Source organism: bacterium (genome assembly GCA_035281585.1).
GTDB lineage: Bacteria > UBA10199 > UBA10199 > DSSB01 > DSSB01 > DATEDP01.
Genome location: DATEDP010000069.1, coordinates 1 through 22,828, shown reverse-complemented (window position 1 = coordinate 22,828; position 22,828 = coordinate 1). Strand labels below are relative to the sequence as shown.

19 protein-coding genes are annotated in these 22,828 nt (G+C 62.0%); 7 read left to right on the top strand and 12 right to left on the bottom strand.

What is annotated here, in order from left to right; genetic code table 11:
• Positions 1-7 precede the first annotated feature (7 nt).
• Complete coding sequence (locus VJR29_05210) at positions 8-2,803, top strand: hypothetical protein (protein HKY62801.1); 2,796 nt, start codon at positions 8-10, stop codon at positions 2,801-2,803.
• 165 nt (positions 2,804-2,968) lie between these two features.
• Here VJR29_05210 and VJR29_05205 read toward each other — a convergent pair whose 3' ends face one another.
• Complete coding sequence (locus tag VJR29_05205; protein ID HKY62800.1) at positions 2,969-3,241, bottom strand: hypothetical protein; 273 nt, start codon at positions 3,239-3,241, stop codon at positions 2,969-2,971.
• A 76-nt stretch (positions 3,242-3,317) separates the two neighbouring features.
• A complete protein-coding gene (locus tag VJR29_05200; GenBank protein HKY62799.1) occupies positions 3,318-4,643 on the bottom strand; it encodes a hemolysin family protein in 1,326 nt (441 codons plus the stop codon).
• 170 nt (positions 4,644-4,813) lie between these two features.
• Between VJR29_05200 and VJR29_05195 the strand changes: the two genes are divergently transcribed.
• Genes VJR29_05195 through VJR29_05175 form a run of 5 tightly spaced genes read left to right on the top strand, consistent with a single transcriptional unit; the run spans position 4,814 to position 11,442 of the window.
• Positions 4,814-5,176, top strand: coding sequence for a hypothetical protein (locus tag VJR29_05195; protein HKY62798.1), 363 nt, complete (start codon positions 4,814-4,816; stop codon positions 5,174-5,176).
• A gap of 54 nt (positions 5,177-5,230) precedes the next feature.
• Positions 5,231-6,499, top strand: coding sequence for a TolC family protein (locus tag VJR29_05190; GenBank protein HKY62797.1), 1,269 nt, complete (start codon positions 5,231-5,233; stop codon positions 6,497-6,499).
• Positions 6,496-7,536: an efflux RND transporter periplasmic adaptor subunit gene (locus VJR29_05185; protein HKY62796.1), complete on the top strand. Its 1,041-nt coding sequence runs from the start codon at positions 6,496-6,498 to the stop codon at positions 7,534-7,536. Before VJR29_05190 ends, VJR29_05185 begins: the two co-directional genes overlap by 4 nt.
• A complete protein-coding gene (locus tag VJR29_05180) occupies positions 7,533-10,775 on the top strand; it encodes a CusA/CzcA family heavy metal efflux RND transporter (GenBank protein HKY62795.1) in 3,243 nt (1,080 codons plus the stop codon). The genes VJR29_05185 and VJR29_05180 overlap by 4 nt, the downstream gene beginning before the upstream one ends.
• Positions 10,776-10,797: 22 nt before the next feature.
• On the top strand, positions 10,798-11,442 hold the full coding sequence (locus tag VJR29_05175) for a phosphoribosyltransferase (protein ID HKY62794.1): 645 nt from the start codon (positions 10,798-10,800) through the stop codon (positions 11,440-11,442).
• Here VJR29_05175 and VJR29_05170 read toward each other — a convergent pair.
• Genes VJR29_05170 through VJR29_05160 form a run of 3 tightly spaced genes read right to left on the bottom strand, consistent with a single transcriptional unit; the run spans position 11,439 to position 13,219 of the window.
• The gene (locus VJR29_05170; GenBank protein ID HKY62793.1) at positions 11,439-12,029 is read right to left on the bottom strand and encodes a hypothetical protein; all 591 of its coding nucleotides are present in this window, start codon (positions 12,027-12,029) and stop codon (positions 11,439-11,441) included. The two genes, VJR29_05175 and VJR29_05170, sit on opposite strands and share 4 nt — an antisense overlap.
• A gap of 16 nt (positions 12,030-12,045) precedes the next feature.
• Entirely contained in the window at positions 12,046-12,516 is a 471-nt protein-coding gene (locus VJR29_05165; protein ID HKY62792.1) for a hypothetical protein, read from the bottom strand.
• 28 nt (positions 12,517-12,544) lie between these two features.
• Positions 12,545-13,219 (bottom strand): hypothetical protein, encoded by a 675-nt coding sequence (locus tag VJR29_05160; protein ID HKY62791.1) that lies wholly within the window; start codon positions 13,217-13,219, stop codon positions 12,545-12,547.
• A 136-nt stretch (positions 13,220-13,355) separates the two neighbouring features.
• Between VJR29_05160 and VJR29_05155 the strand changes: the two genes are divergently transcribed.
• Positions 13,356-13,766 carry a hotdog fold thioesterase gene (locus tag VJR29_05155; protein HKY62790.1) on the top strand — a complete coding sequence of 137 codons (411 nt, stop codon included), beginning with the start codon at positions 13,356-13,358 and terminating at the stop codon, positions 13,764-13,766.
• A 2-nt stretch (positions 13,767-13,768) separates the two neighbouring features.
• Here VJR29_05155 and VJR29_05150 read toward each other — a convergent pair whose 3' ends face one another.
• From VJR29_05150 to VJR29_05120, 7 genes are all read right to left on the bottom strand, one after another.
• Positions 13,769-15,244 (bottom strand): PQQ-dependent sugar dehydrogenase, encoded by a 1,476-nt coding sequence (locus VJR29_05150; protein ID HKY62789.1) that lies wholly within the window; start codon positions 15,242-15,244, stop codon positions 13,769-13,771.
• Positions 15,245-15,308: 64 nt separating this feature from the next.
• Complete coding sequence (locus tag VJR29_05145; GenBank protein ID HKY62788.1) at positions 15,309-16,859, bottom strand: B12-binding domain-containing radical SAM protein; 1,551 nt, start codon at positions 16,857-16,859, stop codon at positions 15,309-15,311.
• A gap of 118 nt (positions 16,860-16,977) precedes the next feature.
• Positions 16,978-17,403, bottom strand: a complete 426-nt coding sequence (locus VJR29_05140) for a hypothetical protein (protein ID HKY62787.1) — start codon at positions 17,401-17,403, stop codon at positions 16,978-16,980.
• A gap of 10 nt (positions 17,404-17,413) precedes the next feature.
• Positions 17,414-18,262, bottom strand: coding sequence for an alpha/beta hydrolase (locus VJR29_05135; GenBank protein ID HKY62786.1), 849 nt, complete (start codon positions 18,260-18,262; stop codon positions 17,414-17,416).
• On the bottom strand, positions 18,259-18,831 hold the full coding sequence (locus tag VJR29_05130) for a hypothetical protein (protein HKY62785.1): 573 nt from the start codon (positions 18,829-18,831) through the stop codon (positions 18,259-18,261). The genes VJR29_05135 and VJR29_05130 overlap by 4 nt, the downstream gene beginning before the upstream one ends.
• Positions 18,832-19,015: 184 nt before the next feature.
• Complete coding sequence (locus VJR29_05125; protein ID HKY62784.1) at positions 19,016-19,768, bottom strand: hypothetical protein; 753 nt, start codon at positions 19,766-19,768, stop codon at positions 19,016-19,018.
• A 293-nt stretch (positions 19,769-20,061) separates the two neighbouring features.
• Complete coding sequence (locus VJR29_05120; protein ID HKY62783.1) at positions 20,062-22,482, bottom strand: sodium-translocating pyrophosphatase; 2,421 nt, start codon at positions 22,480-22,482, stop codon at positions 20,062-20,064.
• Between the last annotated feature and the right edge of the window lie 346 nt (positions 22,483-22,828).

Sequence of the window (22,828 nt, the reverse complement as noted above, 5' to 3'; positions counted from 1 at the left end):
CATAGCCATGCCGGTCGCGACCGGCTCGGCGCGTCCGCCTGCGCCCGAGCTGAAATTCCAAAGACCGAAGCCCGAGGGTGAGGAGTCCTTCTCCGACCTCCAAGGCCGCTTTGCGACTTGGTGTCAAAACGCTCGGTCGGAGCTTGGCTTCCCTTCGGCCGAAGCGCTTTCTCTTTTGAAAGAAGCCGACGAGGAAATCTTCGTCGCCGCCTGGACCCAATTCGCCGGCCGTCAAGAACGGGCCGGCCACGAGGACCGGGCGGCCGCCATTTACTCGCTGCTCCAAGACCATCCCGCCGCTGCCAAAGCCAAGCGACGCTTGGCGGCCCTGCGCGGCGAAGGCGAATTCGGCTTGCGGGCCGAGCGGATGATCCGGACTTTCAACCAACAAGCTTTCGATCCGGCCGTGCTCGGCGGAATGATGGCCGGCACCACGGTTTTCACCGGGCTCCGCCTGGCCGGGCTTTCCCGGCTCTTGAACGCCGAGGCCGGCCTTTGGACCCGCGGGCACGGCGCCAAGTTTCTGGCTTCGGCGCTGGGCTTTGGCGGAGAGGTCCCGACCTTCCTGCTGGCCAGCAAGGGCTTGAACCAAGCGATGGGCCACCGCCAAGATTGGCAGGCCGGGACCTTGCTTCATGAGGGCGCGGCTCTGGGCTTGAGCTTGCTTTACTTGAAGGGCTTCGGGGCCTTGGGCCGGAAAGGCGCCCAGTGGCAAGGCGGCAAGGTCGCTTCGCGGCTGCTGCCCGAAGTCAGCGCCTTCGCCGGCCTTTACGCCGGCCGCCAAACCGAAGCGGCGCTGGGCTTCCGCCCGCCGAGCGACACCGAGACGGCCCTCACCGAATCCTTGGTTTTCTTGCTCCAGCTCAAGGCCGGCGGCGATCTCAGCCACCGGCTCATGGGCCGAGCCTGGAACGAGGCCCTGCGGGCGAGCCAATGGCGGGCCCATCAGTCGTCGCCGCCGCTTTCGCCCAAGTTTCTCTCGACCTTCAGGCCGGCCCCGGCTTTCGCCGGAGCGCGAGCTTGGGCCAGCGCCGAGAAGCCGGCGACCAAGGGATCCGAAGCCGTCTACATGACCGCCGATCAACCGCGCTACTCGGCGACTTTCGATCGAGACGCGATGGAGGGCACCTTCAGCCGGAATTTTCCGCCGCCGCCGGAGGCCTCGGCCGAGCTCAAAAGCAATTACTCCGAGATCGTGTCTCGAATCGTCCGGAACATCCAAAACAGCCCCGGGCTCGACAAAGTCGATTTCTTCACGAGGCTGAGCAACAGCCGGATCAAGGACGTCTTCAATGACCGGCAGGAGATGACCGCGCGGATTCAGATCCTCGACTACGCCACGACTTACTGGAGCAATGTTCTCAAGATGAACCCGCTGCGCCGGGCCAGCGGCTGCCTCTACGATCACTTAATGCAGGAAGCCCTGGAGCGGGTTTACCGCGAGGGCGAGCGCGAGGATTGGGATGCCTTGATCAAAGTGGCCGGCTGGGATCGCCACACCCATAAGCTCGAGCTTTTCCTGCAGGAGCGGGGCTGGGACCAGCGCTATGCCTTTCAAGACAAGCCCGAGGACGGGCGCTTGGCCAAGCTCTGGCGCGACGCCGCGGCCTGGTATCGCAAAAAAATTCAAAAACAGCCGCCGGCCCGCTGGACTTACGCCTCGGAAGTTCAGGCTCTGCCGCTCTCGCCGCCGAGCAAGGTCGCGGTCACCCGTTATCTCGATACTTTCCTGCACGGCCGTGAAGCCAAGAAATTCCTCGAGTCGGAGCACAACTACATCCTGCTCAAGGGCGAGGAGCGCAAGCGGGTGACTCCGAGCTTGGCGCTGGCGGCCCTGAGCAAATACCTCAAGACCGCCGGCACGCCGACCAGCGACCGGGTCCGCGGTTTGGAAGACGCGATTCAGAAGGCCGCGCAGAGCGGCACCCCCTTGCTCCAATTCGATCGCCTGTTCAAGATCCTGGCGACCGGCAATCTGAGCCCCAAGCTGGCCGAGATCGCCGGCGGCGATTCTTTCAAGTGGGGCGACCTCCTCGGGATTCTCAAGCTCTCGGCCGGCCAGCCCGATTTCAGCTTGGCCGGAAATCACATCAACGGATCGGTCTACACCGGCTACGTCCATGACCCGATTTTGGCCGAGAAGTTCGCCAATTTTTACGACAAGGTTTCCAATGTCATGAAGCCTTCGGAGCAGCAGCTGCGGATGCGGCAATTCCACCAGTACGCCTATCAGGTTTTGCGGCAATCGAGCGATGGCGAGTACGGCGTCAGTGAGATCTTGAAGCTGCTCAACTTCCGAGGCACCCGGATCTCGAAATTGGCGCGGGAAAAGATTCTGGAAGGCGAGATCGAGCTGAAAGTGGTGAGCCGCGAGGAAGCTCAGGAGATTTACGATTCGCTGCGGAACAACGAAAACCGGGGCAAGCCGGTGCCGATGGCCTTCTACGCCGCCGGCACCAAGACCGCCGATGGCGTGCCGCTGATCGTGATCCAGCGGCAGAATCCAGGGCTGCCGGTGGACCAAAAAGTCGGCGATGCCGCCTCTTTGACCGCCATCGTCGTCCACGAATTCCAGCATTACCTCGACAGCCAGAGCAACTCTTACGCCGAGCCGATGGAGCGGCTGCGCAGCGAGATGCGGGCCTTTCTCGAGGAGATCGCCTTCATGGTCGAGAACGGCGTGATGGACGAATGGAACAAGGTCGAGCCCCAGTCGCCCTACGGCTTCGGCGTCCATCTCCGCAATCTCGTCGACCGCGAGTACATCGAAGGCCCCCGCGACTTGGTCGTCTCGCCCGACTAAAATGATTTCCCCCTTTGAAAAAGGGGGATTAAGGGGGATTTAAAGCGGTTGCTGGAAGAAAAAAGCTTAGAAATCCAACCCCGCTGCTTTGCAGCGGCTTTCAAATCCCCCCAGCCCCCCTTTTTCAAAGGGGGGTAAGATCGCAAACGATTTTTTCAGCGTCGCTTACTTCACCTGCTCTTTAGCCTTGTCGACCGCTTGATCGACCGCTGGGTCGGTGGCGGGCTTCTCGGGCGCCTTTTCGGCGGCTGGCGCGGCGGCATCGGTGCTGGCGGCGGGAGTCGCCGGCTTCGCCGGCCGACGCTTGGCCCGGCGATAATTGCCGCCGAGCGGATCGCCGACGGCGAGGTCACTGTAGGTCTCGGCCGCCTGGGAGACGGCCGGGCTGAGGATCGGAAGCAGAAAACTCAAGGAAAGCAATATGACGAGTTTTTTCATGGGTAGCTCCTTTTCCGGGCATTGGATCCGGTCGAAATTGTAAAGGTTGGGGTAGGGAAGGCAATTCTAAAATCGGTCAGGCCCCTTCGGCTTGGGCCTCGATTTTCTCGAAAAGAAGCTTCAAAACACGGCGGTTTTTCACTTCCAAGGCCACGACTCGATAAGGCGGAACCTTGATCGAGTCGCCTTCCTTGGCCAGCCGGCCCAGCTTGTTGACGAAGAATCCGGCGATCGAGACCGAGTTCTCGTCGGGCAGAGCGATATCCAAAACCTGCTCGACGTCGCGCAGGCTGGCGGTGCCGTCGACGACGTAGCTCGATTCCGACCGTTTGCTGATCTTGGGCAGCTCCTGGTCGAACTCGTCCTGGATCTCGCCGACCAATTCCTCGATCACGTCCTCGAGCGAAACCAGCCCCGAGGTCGAGCCGAACTCGTTGACCACGACGGCCATGTGGATTTTCTTGGTTTGGAACTCGCGGAGCAGCTGGTCGCTGGTCACGGTCTCGGGGACGAAGAGCACCGGCCGCTTCAAATCGTAAAGGTTGATCAGGTTGTCGGCGTCTTCCAGCTCCCAGATGATGTCCTTGATGTTGATCAGGCCCAGAATGTGGTCGAGGTCGCCCTTGCAGAGCGGGAAACGGGTGTGGCCCGATTCCTTGGCGATGGCCAGGTTCTCGGCGGCGGATTTGGAGAGCTCGAGGTAAACGATGTCTTGGCGCGGCACCATGACCTGGCGGGCGGTGCGGTGAGTGAATTCGAAGATGTTCTCCAGCAGCGAAGCTTTGCGCGGCGAGAGCGAGCCGACCTCGTAGGAGTCCTCGACGATCAGCCGGATCTCTTCCTCGGTGTGGCTTTCCTCGTGGGTCGTCTTGAAGCCCAAAAGCTTGACCAAGGCATTGGTCATGGCGTTGAGCGTCCACATGAAAGGGAAGAAGGTCCAGTAAAAGAGCCGCATCGGCACCGCGACCGCCAGCAGGATGCGCTCGGCGGTTTGGATGGCCAGCTGCTTGGGCACCAGCTCGCCTAAGACCAAGTGAAGGACGGTGATCGCGGTGAAGGCGGCGGTAAAGGCGATGCCCGAGATCGCGCGCGGCGTGAGGTGAAATTCCTCGAGCAGCGGCCGGATCGCGGCGGCGAAGGCCGGCTCGCCGACCCAACCCAAGCCGAGGCTGGCCAGGGTGATGCCGAGCTGGCAGGCCGAGAGATAGGCATTGAGATCGAGGACGATGGCATAGGCCCAGCGGGCGAGCGAGCCGCCCTTCTCTTGCAAGGTTTCGAGCCGGGTGCTTCGGACCTTGACCATGGCGAACTCGGCGGCCACGAAGAAGGCGTTGAGCAGGACCAGAAGCAAGGCAAGGCTCAGGTACCAGGGAGAAATTTCGTGGGAAGCATGGTTCGGCATAGAAGGGCGGCCCGCAGGCTATAGCTCGAGGGCTATATATCGTAGGGCTCGACCCGTACCCAGCGATTTTTAAGGGGTCATCCTTCGCTTCGCTCAGGATGACCTTGAATTGCTTGAGTTTTTTCAAAATTATATTGCCTGAATCGAGGCCCCTCGATTACGATGGCTCGATGGCTTTGCTCCGCCGAAACAAGCTCGCCTCGATCCTGCTGTCGAGCTGGGCGCTTTTCTTTTTCGCGTTGCCGGCCCTGATCGGCTTTTGCCGCGCCGAGGCTAAGGCCATGTCAGGCCACGATTGTTGCGGGGCCAAGGTTGCCTGCCATCAGCAACTCCAAGCCCAACCTTGCTGCGAGACCCAAGGTTCGGCGCCGCCGGCGGCTTCGCCCTGGCTTTCTTGGGCTCCCGCCACGCCCTTCTCGCTTTCGGCCCTCGCTCAGGATTTCGCGCTTTCTCTCGCACCGGCTTGGTCCTCGGCCGAGCTTCGGCCGCCCCGCAGCGGCATTTTTCTCCTCAAACACTCCTTCCTTTGTTGAGCCCGGGCACCTCTCTGTCCGCTGAATAAACCAACGCCATAGAAGGAATATTTTATGCGAGCGATGGACCTTGCCGCGCTCTTGCTGGCTGGGCTCTTGCTGGCGCCCGGGACCTCCCGGAGCGAGGCTTTGAGCTTGGATCAAGCCGTGCAAGCGACGCTGGCCCAGAATCCCGAATTGAAATCGATGCAACAGGACGCCGAGGCCGCCAAATCGGCGACCAAGAAGTCGCGCTATTGGGACGACCCAATGGTCGGGGTGCGTTTCTATCAGGTGCCGATCGGCGGGAATCTCGATCAGGCGGTGGACATCGACTATATCGTCGCCCAGAAGTTTCCCTTTCCCGGAAAGGTGAAGGCGGCTTCCGAAATTGCCCATCACAATTACCTCCATCACCTCGAGGACCTCGATGGCCGGGGCCGCGAGCTGCTCCGCGAGTTGAAGACCGCTTACTACCAGCTCTTCGCCACCGAGCGGCAGCTCGAGGTCAGCCGCTCGCTCGAAGCCAAGCTCCGGGGCCTGGTGCAGAACGCCCAAGCCAAGCTGGCGGCGGGCGAGCCGGCGACGGCTGACGCCGCCCAAGGTCAGGCCGAGCTGGCCCGCCTCCTGGCTGAGCGCGAAGCCCTCAAGCAACGGCGCCAAGTTTGGCAGGTCAAGCTCAACCAGCTCATGTACCAGCCCTTGGAGAGCCCGATCCAGCTGCCGGCCAAGCTTCCGCCGCCGCGCTGGGATCTTCCGCTGGCCGAGCTCGAGAAGATCGCCGAGGCCCGCCATCCCAAGCTGAAAGGCGCCCGCCATCGGGTCGAGGAAAAGGGCTGGGGGGTCAAGGCGGCCAAGCGCGACTGGTACCCCGACTTCGGCGCCCAGCTGGAGTACGTCCAACGTCCCGGCCAGACCGAGGACGCCTGGACCGGCGAGCTGATGATGAACGTCCCCTTGATTGTCGGGAAAAAGAAGGCCGCGGTGAAACAGGCCGAGGCCGAGCTGGCCGGGGCCCGTTACACCGAGCAGGCGACCCGCAATGACGTCACTTTTCGAGTCCGTGAAATTTATCAGAAGATGCAATCCAGCGAGCGGGTCTTGCAGGTCACCGGCGGAACGCTTTTGCCCCAAGTTCGGCAATCCTTGGAGATGACCCAAAACGCCTATCTGGCCGGCAAGAGCTATTTCCTCGACGCCCTCAACGCCGCCCGCGGCCTCCTTCAAGCCCAGAACGATTACTGGCGGGCCTACGCCGATCTGGCCGAGGCCGGGGCCGAGCTCGAGGAGGCGGTCGGGATGACCTATGAAGAATGGCAGAGCCAAGGAAGGAGCCAGCCATGAAAAAAATTTGGATCTTGAGCGGTATTTCTTTGGCCTTGCTCGGCGGCTGCGAGCGCCGGGAGGCCGCGAAGCCGCCGGCTTCGGGCGAATCCGAGGTCAAGGAAAAGGCCACCATCGACTATTACACCTGCTCGATGCATCCCCAGATCCGCCGCGACGAGCCGGGTTATTGCCCGATCTGCGGGATGAAGCTGGTGCCGGTCTACGCCTCGCCGGGCGAGTCCGCCCATGATCACGGAGCCGCGAGCGGCCCGGCCGGGCAGCGCGGCGAGGTCCGGCTGGACGAGGCTCGGCGCCAATGGATCGGCCTCAAGGTCGAGCCGGTGGCCAAGCGCAAGCTGAAACGCGAGATCGCGGCTTCGGCTCGGATCGCCAGCGACCCCGACTTGCTGGTCGCTCAAACCGACTACCTGGCGGCCCGGCGAACCGGCGGCGGCGAGCTGGGCGGACTTCAATCGAGCTTGGTGTTGGCGGCGAAGAACCGGCTTCGGCTCCTGGGCATGGACGAAGCCGAGATCGCCGAGTTGAGCCGGCGCGGCCGGCCCGATATGGGCCTGTTGCTGCCGACGGCCGGCCAGCCGCTCTGGATCTACGCTTCGGTCTTCGAGACCGACCTGCCTTGGATCCAAGCCGGGATGGGAGCGGAGCTCGAATTGCCCGGCGGCGAGCAGCGGAGCCTCCGGGTCGACTCGATCTCGCCGCTGGTCGATCCGGCGACTCGGACCGCCAACTTGAGGCTGCGGCTGGACCAGGCGCCGGCCTCGCTTCGTCCCGGCATGTTCCTGCCGCTGCGCCTGAGCGCCGAAAGCGAAAGCGGCTTGATCGTCCCCGACGAGGCCTTGATCGAGACCGGCGAGGCGACTTTGGTCTTCGTCGAAGTCGAGCCCGGCAGCTATGCGCCGCGTCCGGTCCGGGTCGGGCGGCGGGGCAGCGGCGAGGTCGAGATCCTCGAGGGTTTGAAGGAAGGCGAGCGGATCGTGACCAGCGGAAACTTCCTGATCGATTCGGAGTCGCGGCTCCGGGGAGTGGCTCGATGATCGATCGGATTCTGGAAGCCTGCGCCCGCAACCGGGCTCTGACCTTGATCCTCACCCTGGTGGCGGTCTTGATCGGCCTCTGGTCGATGCGGCACATCCCGCTCGACGCCTTGCCCGATCTTTCCGACACCCAGGTGATCGTCTACAGCCAGTGGGACCGCTCGCCCGACATCGTCGAGGACCAGGTCACTTACCCGATCGTCACCGCCTTGCTCGGCGCGCCGAAGGTGAAGGCGGTGCGGGGTTTTTCCGATTTCGGCTATTCCTACGTCTACGTCATCTTCGAGGACGGGACCGATCTTTATTGGGCGCGAAGCCGGGTGCTCGAATATTTGAGCAAGATCCTGCCCCGGCTTCCGGAAGGGGTCAGGACCGAGCTGGGGCCCGACGCCACCTCGGTGGGTTGGGTTTTCCAATACGCCTTGGTCGACCGCAGCGGCCGCAGCGACTTGGCCGAGCTCAAGGCCTATCAGGATTGGTACCTCAAGTACTATCTCCAGTCGGTTCCGGGAGTGGCCGAGGTGGCGACGGTCGGCGGCTTCGCCCGCCAATACCAGGTCAACGTCGATCCCCAAGCTCTGCTGGCTTACGGCGTGACCTTGGAAGAGGTCGTCGACGCGGTCCGCGGCGGCAACGACGACGTCGGCGGCCGCTTGCTCGAGATGGGCGGCGCCGAGTACATGATCCGGGGCCGCGGCTATGCCAAAGCGACCGCCGACCTGGAAAAGCTGGTCCTCAAGGCCGATGCCAAGACCGGGGCCCCGGTCACGGTGGCCCAAGTCGCCAAGGTCGAGCTCGGCCCGGAGCTGCGCCGAGGCGTCGCCGACTTGGACGGGGAGGGCGATGTGGTCGGCGGCATCGTGGTGATGCGCTATGGCGAGAATGCCCTCGAAGTCATCGACCGGGTCAAGGCCAAGCTCGAGGAAATCAAGCCGGCCCTGCCGCCGGGCGTCGAGCTAGTGACGACTTACGACCGCTCCGATCTCATTCTCCGTTCCATCGACACCCTCAAGTCGACCCTGCTCGAGGAGCTGATCATCGTCAGCATCGTCATCTTGATTTTCCTCTGGCACATTCCCTCCTCGATCATCCCGATTTTGACCATTCCGATCTCGGTGATCCTGGCTTTCATCCCGATGAAGCTGATGGGGCTCAGCGCCAACTTGCTCTCCTTGGCCGGCATCGCGATCTCGATCGGCGTCCTGGTCGACGGGGCGATCATCGAAGTCGAGAACGCCTACAAGAAGCTCCAGCTCTGGGAGGCCGGCGGCCGGGTCGGAGATTATCATGAAGTGCGGCTCAAGGCCTTGAAGGAGGTCGGGCCTTCGGTCTTCTTCTCGCTCCTGGTCATCGCGGTTTCCTTCCTGCCGATCTTCACCCTGATCGACCAAGAAGGCCGGCTCTTCAAGCCGCTGGCCTACTCCAAGACCTTCGCGATGGCGATCGCCGCCGTCCTCGCCATCACCCTCGATCCGGCGCTGCGGATGCTGTTCACCCGGATGGATCCCTTGCGCTTCAAGCCGGTCTGGCTTTCCAAGCTGTGGAACGGCCTGACCGTCGGGAAATACTATCCCGAGGAAAAGCATCCGGTGAGCCGCCTGCTTTTCCGGGTCTACGATCCGGTTTGCCGGCTGGTGCTGAGGCATCCCAAGGCGACGATCTTGGCCGCCGGCCTGCTTATGCTCACGACGGTTTATCCCTTCATGAAGCTGGGCTCCGAGTTCATGCCGCCGCTTCACGAGGGATCGATCCTCTACATGCCGACCACCATGCCGGGCCTCTCGGTGACCGAAGCCTTTCGCCAATTGCAAAAGCAGGACGAGGTCCTGAAGAGCTTCCCCGAGGTCGAAAGGGTTTTCGGCAAGGCCGGCCGGGCCGACAGCTCGACCGATCCGGCGCCGCTTTCGATGGTCGAGACCACGGTGATCCTCAAGCCCGAGAGCGAGTGGCGGAAAAGGGAACGCTGGTACTCGGGCCTGCCCCAGATCCTCCAAGCGCCGCTCCGGCATCTCTGGCCCGATCATATCTCGCACGAGGAGCTGGTCGCCGAGATGGATCTCAAGCTCCAGGTCCCGGGCTGGACCAATGCTTGGACCATGCCGATCCGCAACCGCATCGACATGCTTTCGACCGGGATCCGCACCCCGGTCGGCGTGAAGATTTTGGGCAAGGACCTGTCCGAGATCGAGCGCCTCGGCATCGAGCTCGAAAACATCTTGAAGGAGGTGCCGGGAACCCGCAGCGTTTTCGCCGAGCGGGCCGCCGGCGGCTATTTCCTCGACTTCGATTTTAAGCGCGAAGCCTTGGCCCGCTACGGCCTCAAGGTCGAGGACGTCAATCGGGCCGTGGCCCAGGCCATCGGCGGCGAGACGGTCGGGACCGCGATCGAGGGGCCGGAGCGCTATTCGATCAACGTCCGCTATCAGCGAGCTTTCCGCAGCGCCATCCCGGAGCTGGAGCGGGTCTTGGTGGCGACGCCCGCCGGAGCCCAGGTTCCGCTGGGGCTGCTGGCCGACATCCAAGTGCGCAGCGGTCCGGCGATGATCCGCAACGAGAACGGCATGAAGGCGGCTTACGTCTTCGTCGACTTGGCCGGCCGCGACGTCGGCGGTTACGTCCAGGAGGCCAAGCGCCGGGTGGCCGAGCGGCTGCCCTCGACTCCGGGCTACAGCCTGCAGTGGAGCGGCCAATACGAGAACATGCTGCGGGTGAAAGAAAGGCTGAAATTGGTCCTGCCCCTGACCCTCTTCGTGATCTTCCTCCTGCTCTACCTCAATACCAAAACGGCGGTGGAGGCCGGCATCGTCCTCTTGGCCGTGCCTTTCTCGGCGATCGGCGCGATCTGGCTGCTCTACTTTTTGGACTACCATCTGTCGATCGCGGTTTGGGTGGGGCTCATCGCCTTGATGGGCCTCGACGCCGAGACCGGCGTTTTCATGCTGCTGTTCCTCGATCTGGCTTACCGCGACAAGAAGGCCAAGGGCGAGCTCAAGACCGAAGCCGATCTCAAGGAGGCGATCCATGACGGCGCGGTCAAGCGGGTCCGGCCCAAGATGATGACGGTGATGGCCGCCTTCCTGGGCCTCATCCCCATCATGTATTCGAGCGGAACCGGCGCCGACCTGATGAAGCGGATCGCCGCCCCGATGGTCGGCGGCCTGTTCACCAGCTTCCTATTGGAGCTCCTGGTCTATCCGGCCCTTTACTACCTATGGAAAGTGCGGAGCTTGCGGCGCTAAAATCCGAATCGGAGGATGTCCGATGTTGCGCGATCGTCAAGAAGCGGCCGAGCGGCTGGCTCAAGCCTTGGCCGAATATCGCGGGCAAAACCCTTTGGTGCTCGCCATTCCCCGCGGCGCGGTTCCGATGGCCAAGATCATCGCCGACCGCCTCGGCGGTCAAGTCGACGTGCTGCTGGTCCGCAAGCTCCCGGCCCCTGATCAACCCGAGCTCGCGATCGGCGCCATCGATGAGAGCGGCCGGGTCTACTTGCATCCTTACGCCCAAACACTGGGGATCTCGGCCGACTACCTGAAGCGGGAAGCCCGCTCCCAGATGGCGACCTTGCGGCGCCGCCGGGCCGAGTACACGCCGGACCGCGCCCCGATCGATCCCCGGGGCCGCATCGTCCTCGTGGTCGATGACGGCATCGCCACCGGATCGACGATGATCGCGGCTTTGCAGGCTCTGCGCGAAAGATCGCCGGCCAAACTGGTGGTCGCCACCGGCGTGGCGCCGGCCGACACTTTGCAAAAGCTCCGGGAGTATTCGGACCAAGTCGTCTGTCTGGCCAGTCCCGAGCCCTTCGATGCGGTGGGCCAGCATTACGAGGATTTTTCCCAGGTTTCCGACCAAGAAGTGATCGAAATCTTGCGGGGCCATGAGCCGGTGGCCCGGTATTTTTAGGAGAAAAAGCGGGACAAGGAATCGCCGGCCATGCTGGCGACGCTGCGGAGGCCGCCGAAGAAGGAGCGGGCGCCCTCGGCGAGGTTCTCGCCGGTTTTCACGATCCATTCACTCGGATCGGGCGCGGGCTCCGGCGGCGGCGGTGGCGAGTAAGCCGGCGGTTCGCATTGGTAAAGCCGCACTCGGCCGGCTTCCCAACGGGCCGTCATCGTGACCGTGCGCTCGACGCTGCGATATTCCGAGAGGACGTAGGCGAAGGGAACCCGATAATCTTCGGTCAGGCGGACCGTGATCGGCATCGAGTAGCCGTCGGGGGTGTTTTCCCGGGCCGGGCCGCCCATGTTCCAGGGCTGGACGCAGACTTCGCTGATTCCGCCCCAGCCGCCGAGGCCTAGGGGGCCGCCATAGCCGCAGATGTGCCGGTTGATCTCTTCTTCCAGCCGTTCCCGGGCGTCGGAAACCTCCAGCTCGGTGATCGTGCCGTCATCGGCGATTTCCGGGCTAAGTCCATGATTTGCGGTGCTAACTCCGAAAAAAGCGCTGCTGCGCTCTTGGCCGTCCGGCCCGGAGAGAAAGATTCGTCCCATATTAACCCCAGGCCTATTATCGGCCGGGGGCTTCGAGAGTTGCCTGGGCTTCCCGGGGGCTCATCGACCTGGCCTTTTGCTCGGCTTTTTCCATCCGGGCCTGCCATTCCCGGACGATGAAATCGTAGAGCCGGCGGGTCGGCTCCCGCCGCAGGCTTTCGGTGGTCAGGTAAACCCGGCGGTTCCGATCCTCGAGGAAAAACCAGTGCAGATAGCCGTGGCGCCATTCCCGGCGGGTCCAACCCAGCCCCAGGGAGGCCAAATCGGGCGCCCAGCGCAAGGGTTTGCCGTTACGGGTCTCGCCCTCGATCCGAAGAACATGGTCGCCGATGGTGAGCAGGCCCCAGCCTTGGACGCTGAAGCGCTTGCGCTTCTTCTGGCGGTATTCGGGATTGGCGAAGCGAATGACGTAAACTTGATGGCCGGCGGCCGCCTGCTTGCTCAGCTTGCGGTACTTGCGCGACAGCTTGGAAAGGCCGGGGATCATTCCGGTCAAGCCTAACACGGGCCCGAAATTAATTCACCGATCCCATCGTAAAATAAGAAACCGGCCTTTCGAGCCGGGGCGATTGGAAGGACAGGATGCCCAAAGCGGCGTCGTTTTCCGGCAGCATGTTCCATTCTTCCAAGAAAAGGGGATTGCCGAGCAGAACGTCGCGATGGAGGTCCCTTTCGAAGTCCCGGGAGACGATTTCGAAAGGCTGGGCTGCGGTCGGCATCCAAGGCCGGACCAGCTGAGGGCAACACATCATCAAAAGGAGAAGCAGAGTCGAGACCGAGCCCAGCAAGGCCGAGTCCGGAATGTGATTGCCCGGCAAATTGAGGAAGAGCACTTGGGTCGAGGAACGACCGATGCGATCCATTAAGCTCTCCAGCTCGCCGAGGCTGGGGAAATCGCCGCGCGAAGGGATGAAAAGCACTTTGGCGCCGCGGTCGATCCGCTCGAGCTGGCGGAAGCACCAGGCGAGAGCCGGAGCGTTGCCCCAGTCGGCGGGCTGAAGCCAGACGTTCTCCGGCGGAAGGAGAGCGCATTCTTCCTCCAGAAAATCATGGGCCGATTCGCTGATCAGCAGCAGGACGCGGCTCAAGGGCAGGATTTCGGCGGCGGCCGCGATTTTCTTTTGAATTTCCGAAGGCAAATCGGCCTCCCGGGCTTCCAGAATCACCCATGTGCGATCGAGGCTTGGCATAAAATTCCTTTCGGGCTGGTGAGGGGTCGCTCCAGCAAAAATGAGTGATGCAACCTTAACGGCGGCCGGCATACAATGAAATAGGAGTTGACCTGGTTTTGGCTTAGGGGATTCCCTAATATTTGAAGAGGTTACAATGGCCGAGATCGACGCCAGATTTCGCGAGGGTATGAAAAACACCATGGCCGAGGCCCTGGGCATGGAATTGCTCGAAGTGGGCCAAGGGAGGGTGGTGCTGACGATGCCGGTCGACGCCCGAACCCACCAGCCCTACGGCCTTTTGCACGGCGGCGCCTCGGTGGCCCTGGCCGAGACCGCGGCCAGCATCGGCGGCTGGTTTTTGGTGATGAAGGAAGGCAAGGTCGTCGTCGGCCAGGAGATCAATGCCAACCATCTTCGCTCGGTCCGCTCGGGCAAGGTGAAGGCCGTTGGCGAGGTCCTCCATCAAGGCAAAACCTCCCAGGTCTGGGAGATCAAGGTCTACGACGAGGCCGAGCGGATGATTTGCATCTCGCGCTGCACCTTGGCGGTGATCGAGCCGCGCTAAGCTTAAGGAAAAACCACGATCCGGTCGATTTCGCCGGTGACGATATCGGCGAAGAGGATATCTCCGCTCAAGGGGTCGACGGCGAGGGCGGTGGGGTTGCCCAGCTCTTCCCGGCCGGCGGCGCTGCGCCGGACGATGGTGCTTAGGTTGTCGATGGTCGGCTGATTGCCGAAATTGCCCAGGCTTCCCACGACGATCTCCTTGCCCGGGCAGTTCTCGCCGGTGCAAAAGGTCGGGCCGAAATAAGCGGCAACGAAGGCCGCTTGATTGGGCGGCGCCGAGACGATGCCCCGGCCGGGATGCAAGGCCAAGCCGGTCGGCGAAACCGGCGGCTCGAGCAGGCGCAGCACGCCCTCGGTGTCGAAAGGCCCGGGGGTGTTGAAATCGGAGATCGACTCCCAACTCGGCGCCGAGTCGTTCCCGTTCCAGCCTAAGTTGATTCCCAAATCGGTCTCATGGCCGAAGTCGATCAGCTCCAAAAGCCAAATTCGGTCCTGAAAGCCGGCGCCGTTCTCGACTCCCAAGACCCGGCGGCGCGGATCCAGCTCCTCCGGCAGGAGAGCCATGCTGTAGACGTTGCGGATGCCCTTGGCCTGGAGAAAGTCGTTGGCGAAGGGCCGGTCGCCGGGGGCCGGGCTGCCGTCGCGTTGCATCAGCAGGATCTTGCCCAGCGATTCCTTGCTCTCGTCGGTGGCGCTGGCCGGGAAGAAGCCGTCGCCGATCGCCACCAATAAATGGGGCAGACCCTCATAGCTCAGGCTCAAGCCGTCCTGGATCTGATGGGCGCCGATCGGGGAGGCGCTGTTGATCGGGTCGGGTCCTTCGTAGATCACGGTGAAGCCGCCGGCCACCCAATCGCCGCCCGAACGGTTCACCGTCATCCGGGCAACCCGGTTGACGAAATCGGCGCCGTCGAAGAATTGGTAGGTGAGGAAGAGGTCGCGGCGCAGGGCATCAGGGCTGTTGGGGTCGAAGTCGAGGCCGAAGAAGAGGCCGGTCATGCCGCGCTCCTCCTCGATGCTGAGGCCGCCCAAGCTCACCTCGATGAAAGGAGCCGATTGGCGGACCCAAGTGTCGTTGATCCGGTTGAAGGCGTGGACCTTGCCGCCCAGCTCGGCGACGAGCATCAGCGAGCCGTCGGGGCTGATCTTGAGTCGGGTCGGGACATCCACTTGATCGAGCTGGAGGATCTTCAAGCCGGGAACCGCCGGCTCGTAGAATTCGGCCAAAGGCAGGTCGCAGGCATCGCCGGTCCCGTTGCCGTCGCCGTCACCTTGGCTCGGATTGACGACTTCGAGGCAGTTGTCGGCCTCATCGGCCACTCCGTCGAGATCGAAGTCGGGCGAAGCCGTCGGGGTCGGAGTGGCCGAAGGGCTAGGCGAAGGGCTGGGCGAGTTGGTTCCACCGGAGCCGCAATTGGTAAGGGTCAAAGCGAGGAAAAAGTAAGATAGGACCAGAAGGCCCCGCGATATTTGCATCCTGGCTTAATAGCATGAACGCCGCCGTTGGCAATTGTCATCCTTCGCTTTGCCTAGGATGCGCTCATCCCGCCTTGGAAAGCCGTTGCTCGACCGGCTTCGCTTCCAATTGCTCGGCAAGGATCCGGCTGTATTCGTAAAAATGCTTGTGCAGCGCCAGGTGCCAGAGAGCTTCCTTGAGGTAAGCCGGATTGCTTTTCAAGATTTGGCGCAGGATCTTGAAAAAATAACGCCGCCGCTCGGGATGCGAGCTGAAGAGGTAATAGCCGAGGAGCCGGGAAAGGCGCTTGAGGTTGTAGGCGCTGTGCACCACCGAAAAAGCCTTCTTTCGGCGCCGAGGCTGGCGTTGGATCTGGGCCAGGGTTCCGCAGAGTCGTTCGCCGTAATTCTCGTAAGAGTAGAGCTCGTTCATCAGGCGGACGTAACCGGCGCGCAGCTCTTCCTTGTCCATGTTCTTGGGGATGATATTGGTGTCGGCCTGGTCGCGGTACTGGTAGCCCTCGAGCAGCCGGCCTTCCTTCTTCAAGCGGTGCCAAAGCGGGGTGTTGGCCGGGGCGTTGAGCATTCCGGTCATCGAAATCGGGATACGGCTCTCCTGCATGAATTGGAGCTGCTCGGCGAAGACCCCTTCGTCGTCGTGGTCGAATCCGACGATCATCCCGGCCCAGACGAAGATGCCGAAGGACTGGATCGTTCGAATGTCGGCCAAGAGGTCGCGGCGGGTGTTCTGGACCTTGTGAACTTCGAGCAGGTTCTCGGCCTTGGGCGTCTCGATGCCGATGAAGACGCTGTGGAAGCCGGCCTCGGCCATCAGCTCCAACAATTCCTTATCCTGGGCCAAGTTGATCGTCACCTGAGTCGAGTAGCGCAGCGGCCTTTTGAATTTGGCGTTGAGCTCGATCAGCATCCGGCAGACCGCCCGGGCATGGGCCTTGTTGCCGATGAAGTTGTCGTCGGCGAAAAAGACCGAATCGCGGCCGGCCCGATAGATATGGGGATAGACCGCCTCGATCTCGGCCGCGATCTGCGCCGGCGTTTTCTGCCGGACTTTCCGCCCGAGGTAGACGATGACGTCGCAAAATTCGCAGTCGAAGGGGCAGCCCCGGGTGGTCTGAATCGGGATTCGGCCGAATTGCTTGAAGTCGATCAGGTCCCAGCGCGGCGCCGGAGTGGTTCGGAGGTCGATCTTCTCGGCTTCGACATAGCGGGGCTGAGCAACGCCGGCCGCGAAGTCGCGGAGGAACTGGGGCCAGATCCGCTCGGCCTCGCCGACGATCAGGTAATCGGCGTGGTCCGCGCACTCCTCGGGGCAGAGCGAGGCGTAGGGTCCGCCCAACACCACGGTCTTGCCCCGGCGGCGAAATTCGGCGGCGATCTCGAACATCCGCTGCGACTGAATGTTGAAGCCGGTGATGCCGATCAAGTCGGCGGGGGCCGAGTAGTCGATCGCCTCGACGTTCTCGTCCTGAATCGAAACTTCATGCTCCGGCGGGGTCATCCCGGCGACGGTCGGCAGGGCCAGGTTGGCCATCGCGTAGCGGTAGCCGTACTCTCGGACGTGACGAAAACCCCAAAAAGTGTCGGGGAAAGCCGGATTGATGAGACGAATTTTCATGGCGAGCTCCTCATGAGGAAAAATTTTCCGATCATGGGGGGCGTCGCTACAAACTGTCAAAAATTCTAAAGATTTTTCTTGTTCTAAGATTCCGAAGATTGAAAAGGCTGCGAACGGTTCAAGGATTGGCGGCGGCGGCCGGCGCTTCGGCGGCCCGAATTCGTTTCCGGATCTTGGACTTGAGCTCCTTGCCGTTGGGTTTTTGCAGGTACATGTTGTTGCCATCCAACCGAACCGAAATCGGATCGCCGATCACCCAGTCGCCGGGCTTGCCGAAGAAGGCCGGCGTGTATTCCCCGACGTAGACCATGTCGGCCAACTGGACGGTGATGAAGTAATGCTTTTGCTTGTCCTCGACCGGCGTCGTGACGGTGCGGCCGTCGCTTTGCTTCTGGCTGACATAGGTCGTCTGCACCGTGTCCTTTTCCTCGATGTTGAGGAGCTTGCCTTGTTGATACTCCTTCGGAGCCTTGTCCTTGGCCAGGGCCGGGGAGGCCAGGAGGAGAAGCAGGACGATAAGTGAAACGCGACGAGTCAGCGACATGGAGACCCCTTTAGTCGAGCTGTTCCAAAATTTGGCGGAAAAATCCGTTGAATCGAGCCGGTTGTTCCAACTGCGGGAAATGGCCGACCGCCGACATCAGGATGGCCTCGAAATCGGCGTATTTCTTGTTCACCGCTTGGTCGGTGAAAACCGGGCCGATTCTTTCGGCCGAGTTGATGCAGCGGATCGGCACCTTGGCGGCGCTCAGCGCCGACTTGAGGTCGAAATCGGCGAGGTCCCGCATCAAGGCCGCCGCGATCTTGGGGTCGGCCCGCGAAGCTTGGTCGACCACCCAGGCGACGAGCTTGGGATCGCTGTCCTTGTAGAAGAAGGTCGGCAGAAAGGCTTGATTGACTTTGCGAAGATCGACTTCCATTTGGTCGGCGGCCATCTTCATCTGGGCGCGTGGCGGATCGGCCTCGGCGTTTTGCAGGGTGTCGACGCAAATCACCGCCTTCACCGTTTCGGGCTGAGCGGCGGCGACCAGCAAGGCGATCGGCCCGCCCATCGAATGGCCGACCAGGATCGCCTGCTTGATCTTGAGGTGATTCAGCACCGCTTGGACGTCTTGGACGAAGGACTGCACCGTCCATTCCTGCCGCTCCTTGCCCGAGTCGCCGTGGCCGCCGAGGTCGAGAGTCACGACCCGGCGCTCTTTTTCGAACTCCTTCACCTGGCCATCCCAATAATGACGATTGCAAGACCAGCAATGGATGAAGACCAAGGCCGGATCGCCCTGGCCCCGCGACTGGTAGCGGATCGCGGTGCCGTCGGCGGCCTTGACCGTTCCGCTCTCCTCCCTTTGGCAAGCCGTCGCCAGCAAGAGCAGCGGAAGCAATAGAGCCGGGATTTTTCTCACCGCTTGTCCTTAATCGAGGCGTCCATCGGCTTGTAGGACTTGGCCAGCTCTTCGAAAGCCGGCAGCGAGGCCTGATAGGCCTTGGCATCGCGCGAGGACAGGACGATGAAATTGATGCGGCCCTTGTCGGGCTGCATGTAATAGGCGGCGGCCTCGCTGTTGCCGTATTGGTCGCCGGTGAACTGGAAGATTTGAACTTCTTGGCCGCTTTCGGTCTTAAGGGTCTTGTAGAGCTTGGCTTGGTGGTTGGGGCTGCCGTTCTTCTTGAACTGGGCGACGGTGTCTTGGGCCGCGTCATTCGGAGTCTTGATCTTTTCGGTGATCGGCCGCGACCGGGCATAAGCCACGATGACGCTGTCGCTCCAGGTTTGGCCGACCGGGTAAAAGACCGCGTGGGCGCCTTGCTCGACCCCGCTCTCGGTGTCGAGGACCCAACCCTTCGGCGCCTTGATGTTGAAGGCGAAGTTCTGGCCGTAAACGATCCCGGCCCCCTCGGGGTAGATGCCGGCCTGGAGCGGCGCGGCGGCGAGAAAACCAAGCAGGGTCAGGAGAATCGTCATTCGCTTCATAGGGGCCTCCGTTTCGGGCGGCATATTAACCCCGCTCTCTCCAAGCCGCAAAAGAAAACGCCCCCGCCAAATGCTGTCATCCTGAGGAGCGAAGCGACGAAGGATCTGCGACCACCCAAGGCTGATGGTCAACCATGGGCAGTCGTAGATCCTTCGCTTCGCTCAGGATGACATTTTGGCTTACTTAAAATGCGGCGGAACAAACGCCGGCGCTATAGGTGCAGTCGCCGGGATCGGGCGATTCGGCCTCATCGGCCCCCCAATCGGCCATCCGGCAGACCCGATTTTCCGAGGGGTGGGAGACCCCGATGTTATGGCAGAATTGATCGACCGAGCAGCCCACCGCATCGACCGCGAGCCCGGCCGGAGTGCCGGGGCATTGGTCCAAGACCGTCAGGATGCCGTCGGAGTCGGCGTCGTCCTGGAAGAAGGCCAGCTCCAGGTTGGCGATGTCGAGCAAATGATGGGTTTCGGTCAGCTCGGTCTGAGTGCTGAGCAGCGAGGCCTTCACGTCGCCGAGCTCGATCTGGAGCTTGGGCAGCTCCTCCTCGCAGGCCGGCTGAGGATCGCCCTCCCGGCTGATCGGCTGGAGGGCGGCGGTCGTGCCATCGACGTCGACGATGAAAGCCGAGGTGTCGAGGACCGTTTCATCGGAGCGCAGCAGGTCGATGTCGACCCGGTAAGTTCCGGTGGCCAAGTCGCGGAATTCGGCGATTCGGAAGCCGGCCTCGGCCGGCGTCGTCGTGAAAACCGCCTTGGTTTCAGTGAGGCCGTGGCTGTCGATTCGGGCCCGGGTGGCGATGAACTCCTGGCCCGGCAGCCAATTGGTGCGGATGTCGACGACCAAGAGGTGGGCCATGGCCGTGGCGGCCCCCAGCAGAATCGTGAGTAGGGCGAATAGGAAGGTAAGCGTCATTCGGGAGAATGAGCCGCGCATAGTGCCTCCTCCGATTGGCGCGGGCCGCGAACCCCTCCGCGGCATCGACCCAAATCAATCGATTAAGATTTGAAGATAGGAACCCCTAGGGGACGAATTATCGGGAGGCTGGCCGGTCCTGTCAATAGGGAGTCATCCTGAGCGAAGCGAAGGATCTGCGACTTGCCAAGGTTCTTTGAAAGGCCCAATTCCCTTCGTGTCATCCTAATGGGATTCCGAAGAGACGAAGGGACTTTAATGCCCCTTCGTTTATTGGCAGGTCGCAGATCCTTCGCTTCGCTCAGGATGACAAGCTAGGCCCTAGCCTCGCCGCCCGACTTGATCCGCATTCCGTAGAAGGAGCGGACGACGAAAATCGCCGAGATCACGAAGAAGACCGCGGCCAGGATCATGCTGGTGTTCCGCGGCAGCTCGATCGCCAGCTCGACGGCCAGGAGGCCGAAGAGGGTGGTGAATTTGATGATCGGGTTCAGCGCCACCGAGGAGGTGTCCTTGAAGGGATCGCCGACGGTGTCGCCGACGACGGTCGCGGCGTGAAGGGCGCTGCCCTTTTCCTTCAGCTCGACCTCGACGACCTTCTTGGCGTTGTCCCAGGCGCCGCCGGCATTGGCCATGAAGATCGCCTGGTAGAGACCGAAGAGCGCGATCGAGATGAGGTAGCCGACGAAGAAGAAGGGCTCCAAGCAGGCGAAGGCCAGGGTGCTGAAGAAGACGGTCAGGAAGATGTTGAACATGCCCTTCTGGGCATACTGGGTGCAGATGGCGACGACCTTCTTGCTGTCGGCGATCGAGGCCTTTTCGGTGCCGTCGAGCTTGATGTTGGCCTTGATGAACTCGACCGCCCGGTAGGCGCCGGTCGAGACCGCTTGGCAGGAAGCGCCGGTGAACCAGTAGATGATGGCGCCGCCGGTGATCAGGCCCAGCAGGAAGGGCGGGTGGAGCAGCGAGAGGTTCTCGATGCCGGTCTTGAGCCCGCCGGTGAGCAGCACGATGATCGAGAAGATCATGGTGGCCGCGCCGACGACCGCGGTGCCGATGAGAACCGGCTTGGCGGTGGCCTTGAAGGTGTTGCCGGCGCCGTCGTTCTCTTCAAGCAGGTCCTTGGCCTTGTCGAATTTGGCGTCGAAGCCGAAGTCCTTCTTGATCTCGCCCTGGATGTTGGGCAGCGTCTCGATGGTCGAGAGCTCGTAGACCGACTGGGCGTTGTCGGTGACCGGGCCGTAGGAGTCGACCGCGATGGTGACCGGGCCCATGCCGAGGAAGCCGAAGGCCACCAAGCCGAAGGCGAAGACCGCCGGCGCCATCATGAGGCTGCCCAGGCCCTGAAGGCTGACGAAGTAGGCGATGGCCATCAGGACGACGATGACGATGCCCATCCAATAGGCGCTGAAGTTACCGGCGATGAGACCGGAGAGGACGTTCAGCGAGGCGCCGCCTTCGCGCGACGCGGTGACGACTTCGCGGACGTGGCCCGACTCGGTCGAGGTGAAGATCTTGATCATCTCCGGAATCAGCGCGCCGGCGATGGTTCCGCAGGTGATGATCAGCGAGAGCTTCCACCACAGGGTGCCGTCGCCCAAGGTCGGGATGAGCAGGTAGGAGACGACGAAGGTCAGGATGAGCGAGACGATCGAGGTGACCCACACCAGCGAGGTGAGGGGGTGCTCGAAGTTCATCTTGTCGGCGTTGCCGTAGCGGGCCTTGGCCCAGGCTTCGTTGATGATGTAGGAGAGGCCGCTGGCCAGGATCATGACGATGCGCATGACGAAGATCCAAACCAGGAGCTGGACCTGGGTCACGGCCTCGGGGACCGCGAGCAGGATGAAGGTGATCAGGGCGACGCCGGTGACGCCGTAGGTCTCGAAGCCGTCGGCGGTCGGGCCGACCGAGTCGCCGGCATTGTCGCCGGTGCAGTCGGCGATGACGCCGGGGTTGCGGGCGTCGTCTTCCTTGATGTTGAAGACGATCTTCATCAGGTCGGAGCCGATGTCGGCGATCTTGGTGAAGATACCGCCGGCGATGCGGAGGACCGAGGCGGCCAACGATTCGCCGATGGCGAAGCCGATGAAGCAGGGGCCGGCATAGTCCGAGGGGATGAAGAGCAGGATGCAGAGCATCATGACCAATTCGGTGGCGATCAGCAGCATGCCGATGCTCATGCCGGCCTTGAGCGGGATCGCGTAGACCGGGAAGGGCTTGCCTCGCAAGCTGGCGAAGGCCGCCCGGGAGTTGGCCAGGGTGTTGATCCGGATGCCGAACCAGGCCACGCCGTAGCTGCCGGCGATGCCGATCAAGCTGAAGACCAGGATCATCGCGACCTTGTCGATCGCGAAGTGGCGGAGGTTATAGAAGTAAATCCAGATGATGATGCCGATAAAGACTTCCAGGATCAGGATGAACTTGCCCTGGGTGAGGAGATAGGTCTTGCAGGTCTCGTAGATGAGCTCCGAGATCTCCTTCATCGATTTGTGGACCGGCATGCTCTTGACCTGGGAGTAGATGACCAAGCCGAAGATGGCGCCCAAGGCGCAGATGGCGAGACCGTAGAGCAAGAGGTCATGGCCGGTGACGCCCAGGAAGGAGATCGAGCTCAAATCCGGCAGGACCAACTCGGCTTCGCTGGCCCAGAGGGATGAGCTGCTGAGCAGCACCGAAAAAAGCCCCAAAATCGCAAGGAAGGGCCGGAAATTCATAGTTAAAAGACGCCTTTTCATTCTTGAACTCCTCAATGATGAAGGAAGCGGCAAACGCTTTTGCCGGGGGAAAAATTCGGGCGTGTATAGCTTAGGATCGGGGGATCGCCAAGGAAATTTTTTTGGTGGGGATAACCATAAGAATACCTTTATATTTCAAAGGCTTAAACATTTTTTACAGGCGGCTTGACCGGCCTCTTCAGCCTATGCTAGCAACGCGCGGCGTTGAAACGGCCGCGTCCCAAGTCCGGCGATCCTTTTTTGATCGCCTTTGGCATCTATGGCGGGGTGGGTTTCCAGCTGGCGGCTTCGGTCGTCGGGGGCCTGCTGATCGGCGAGTATTTCGACCGGCGCTGGGACTTAAGTC

Coding starts and splice junctions, on each gene's coding strand:
- VJR29_05150 (HKY62789.1), bottom strand. CDS start 15,244: ATGCAAATATCGCGGGGCCTTCTGGTCCTATCTTACTTTTTCCTCGCT.
- VJR29_05140 (HKY62787.1), bottom strand. CDS start 17,403: ATGTCGCTGACTCGTCGCGTTTCACTTATCGTCCTGCTTCTCCTCCTG.
- VJR29_05145 (HKY62788.1), bottom strand. CDS start 16,859: ATGAAAATTCGTCTCATCAATCCGGCTTTCCCCGACACTTTTTGGGGT.
- VJR29_05180 (HKY62795.1), top strand. CDS start 7,533: ATGATCGATCGGATTCTGGAAGCCTGCGCCCGCAACCGGGCTCTGACC.
- VJR29_05205 (HKY62800.1), bottom strand. CDS start 3,241: ATGAAAAAACTCGTCATATTGCTTTCCTTGAGTTTTCTGCTTCCGATC.
- VJR29_05155 (HKY62790.1), top strand. CDS start 13,356: ATGGCCGAGATCGACGCCAGATTTCGCGAGGGTATGAAAAACACCATG.
- VJR29_05210 (HKY62801.1), top strand. CDS start 8: ATGCCGGTCGCGACCGGCTCGGCGCGTCCGCCTGCGCCCGAGCTGAAA.
- VJR29_05160 (HKY62791.1), bottom strand. CDS start 13,219: ATGCCAAGCCTCGATCGCACATGGGTGATTCTGGAAGCCCGGGAGGCC.
- VJR29_05185 (HKY62796.1), top strand. CDS start 6,496: ATGAAAAAAATTTGGATCTTGAGCGGTATTTCTTTGGCCTTGCTCGGC.
- VJR29_05190 (HKY62797.1), top strand. CDS start 5,231: ATGCGAGCGATGGACCTTGCCGCGCTCTTGCTGGCTGGGCTCTTGCTG.
- VJR29_05200 (HKY62799.1), bottom strand. CDS start 4,643: ATGCCGAACCATGCTTCCCACGAAATTTCTCCCTGGTACCTGAGCCTT.
- VJR29_05165 (HKY62792.1), bottom strand. CDS start 12,516: ATGATCCCCGGCCTTTCCAAGCTGTCGCGCAAGTACCGCAAGCTGAGC.
- VJR29_05125 (HKY62784.1), bottom strand. CDS start 19,768: ATGCGCGGCTCATTCTCCCGAATGACGCTTACCTTCCTATTCGCCCTA.
- VJR29_05120 (HKY62783.1), bottom strand. CDS start 22,482: ATGAAAAGGCGTCTTTTAACTATGAATTTCCGGCCCTTCCTTGCGATT.
- VJR29_05175 (HKY62794.1), top strand. CDS start 10,798: ATGTTGCGCGATCGTCAAGAAGCGGCCGAGCGGCTGGCTCAAGCCTTG.
- VJR29_05170 (HKY62793.1), bottom strand. CDS start 12,029: ATGGGACGAATCTTTCTCTCCGGGCCGGACGGCCAAGAGCGCAGCAGC.
- VJR29_05195 (HKY62798.1), top strand. CDS start 4,814: ATGGCTTTGCTCCGCCGAAACAAGCTCGCCTCGATCCTGCTGTCGAGC.
- VJR29_05130 (HKY62785.1), bottom strand. CDS start 18,831: ATGAAGCGAATGACGATTCTCCTGACCCTGCTTGGTTTTCTCGCCGCC.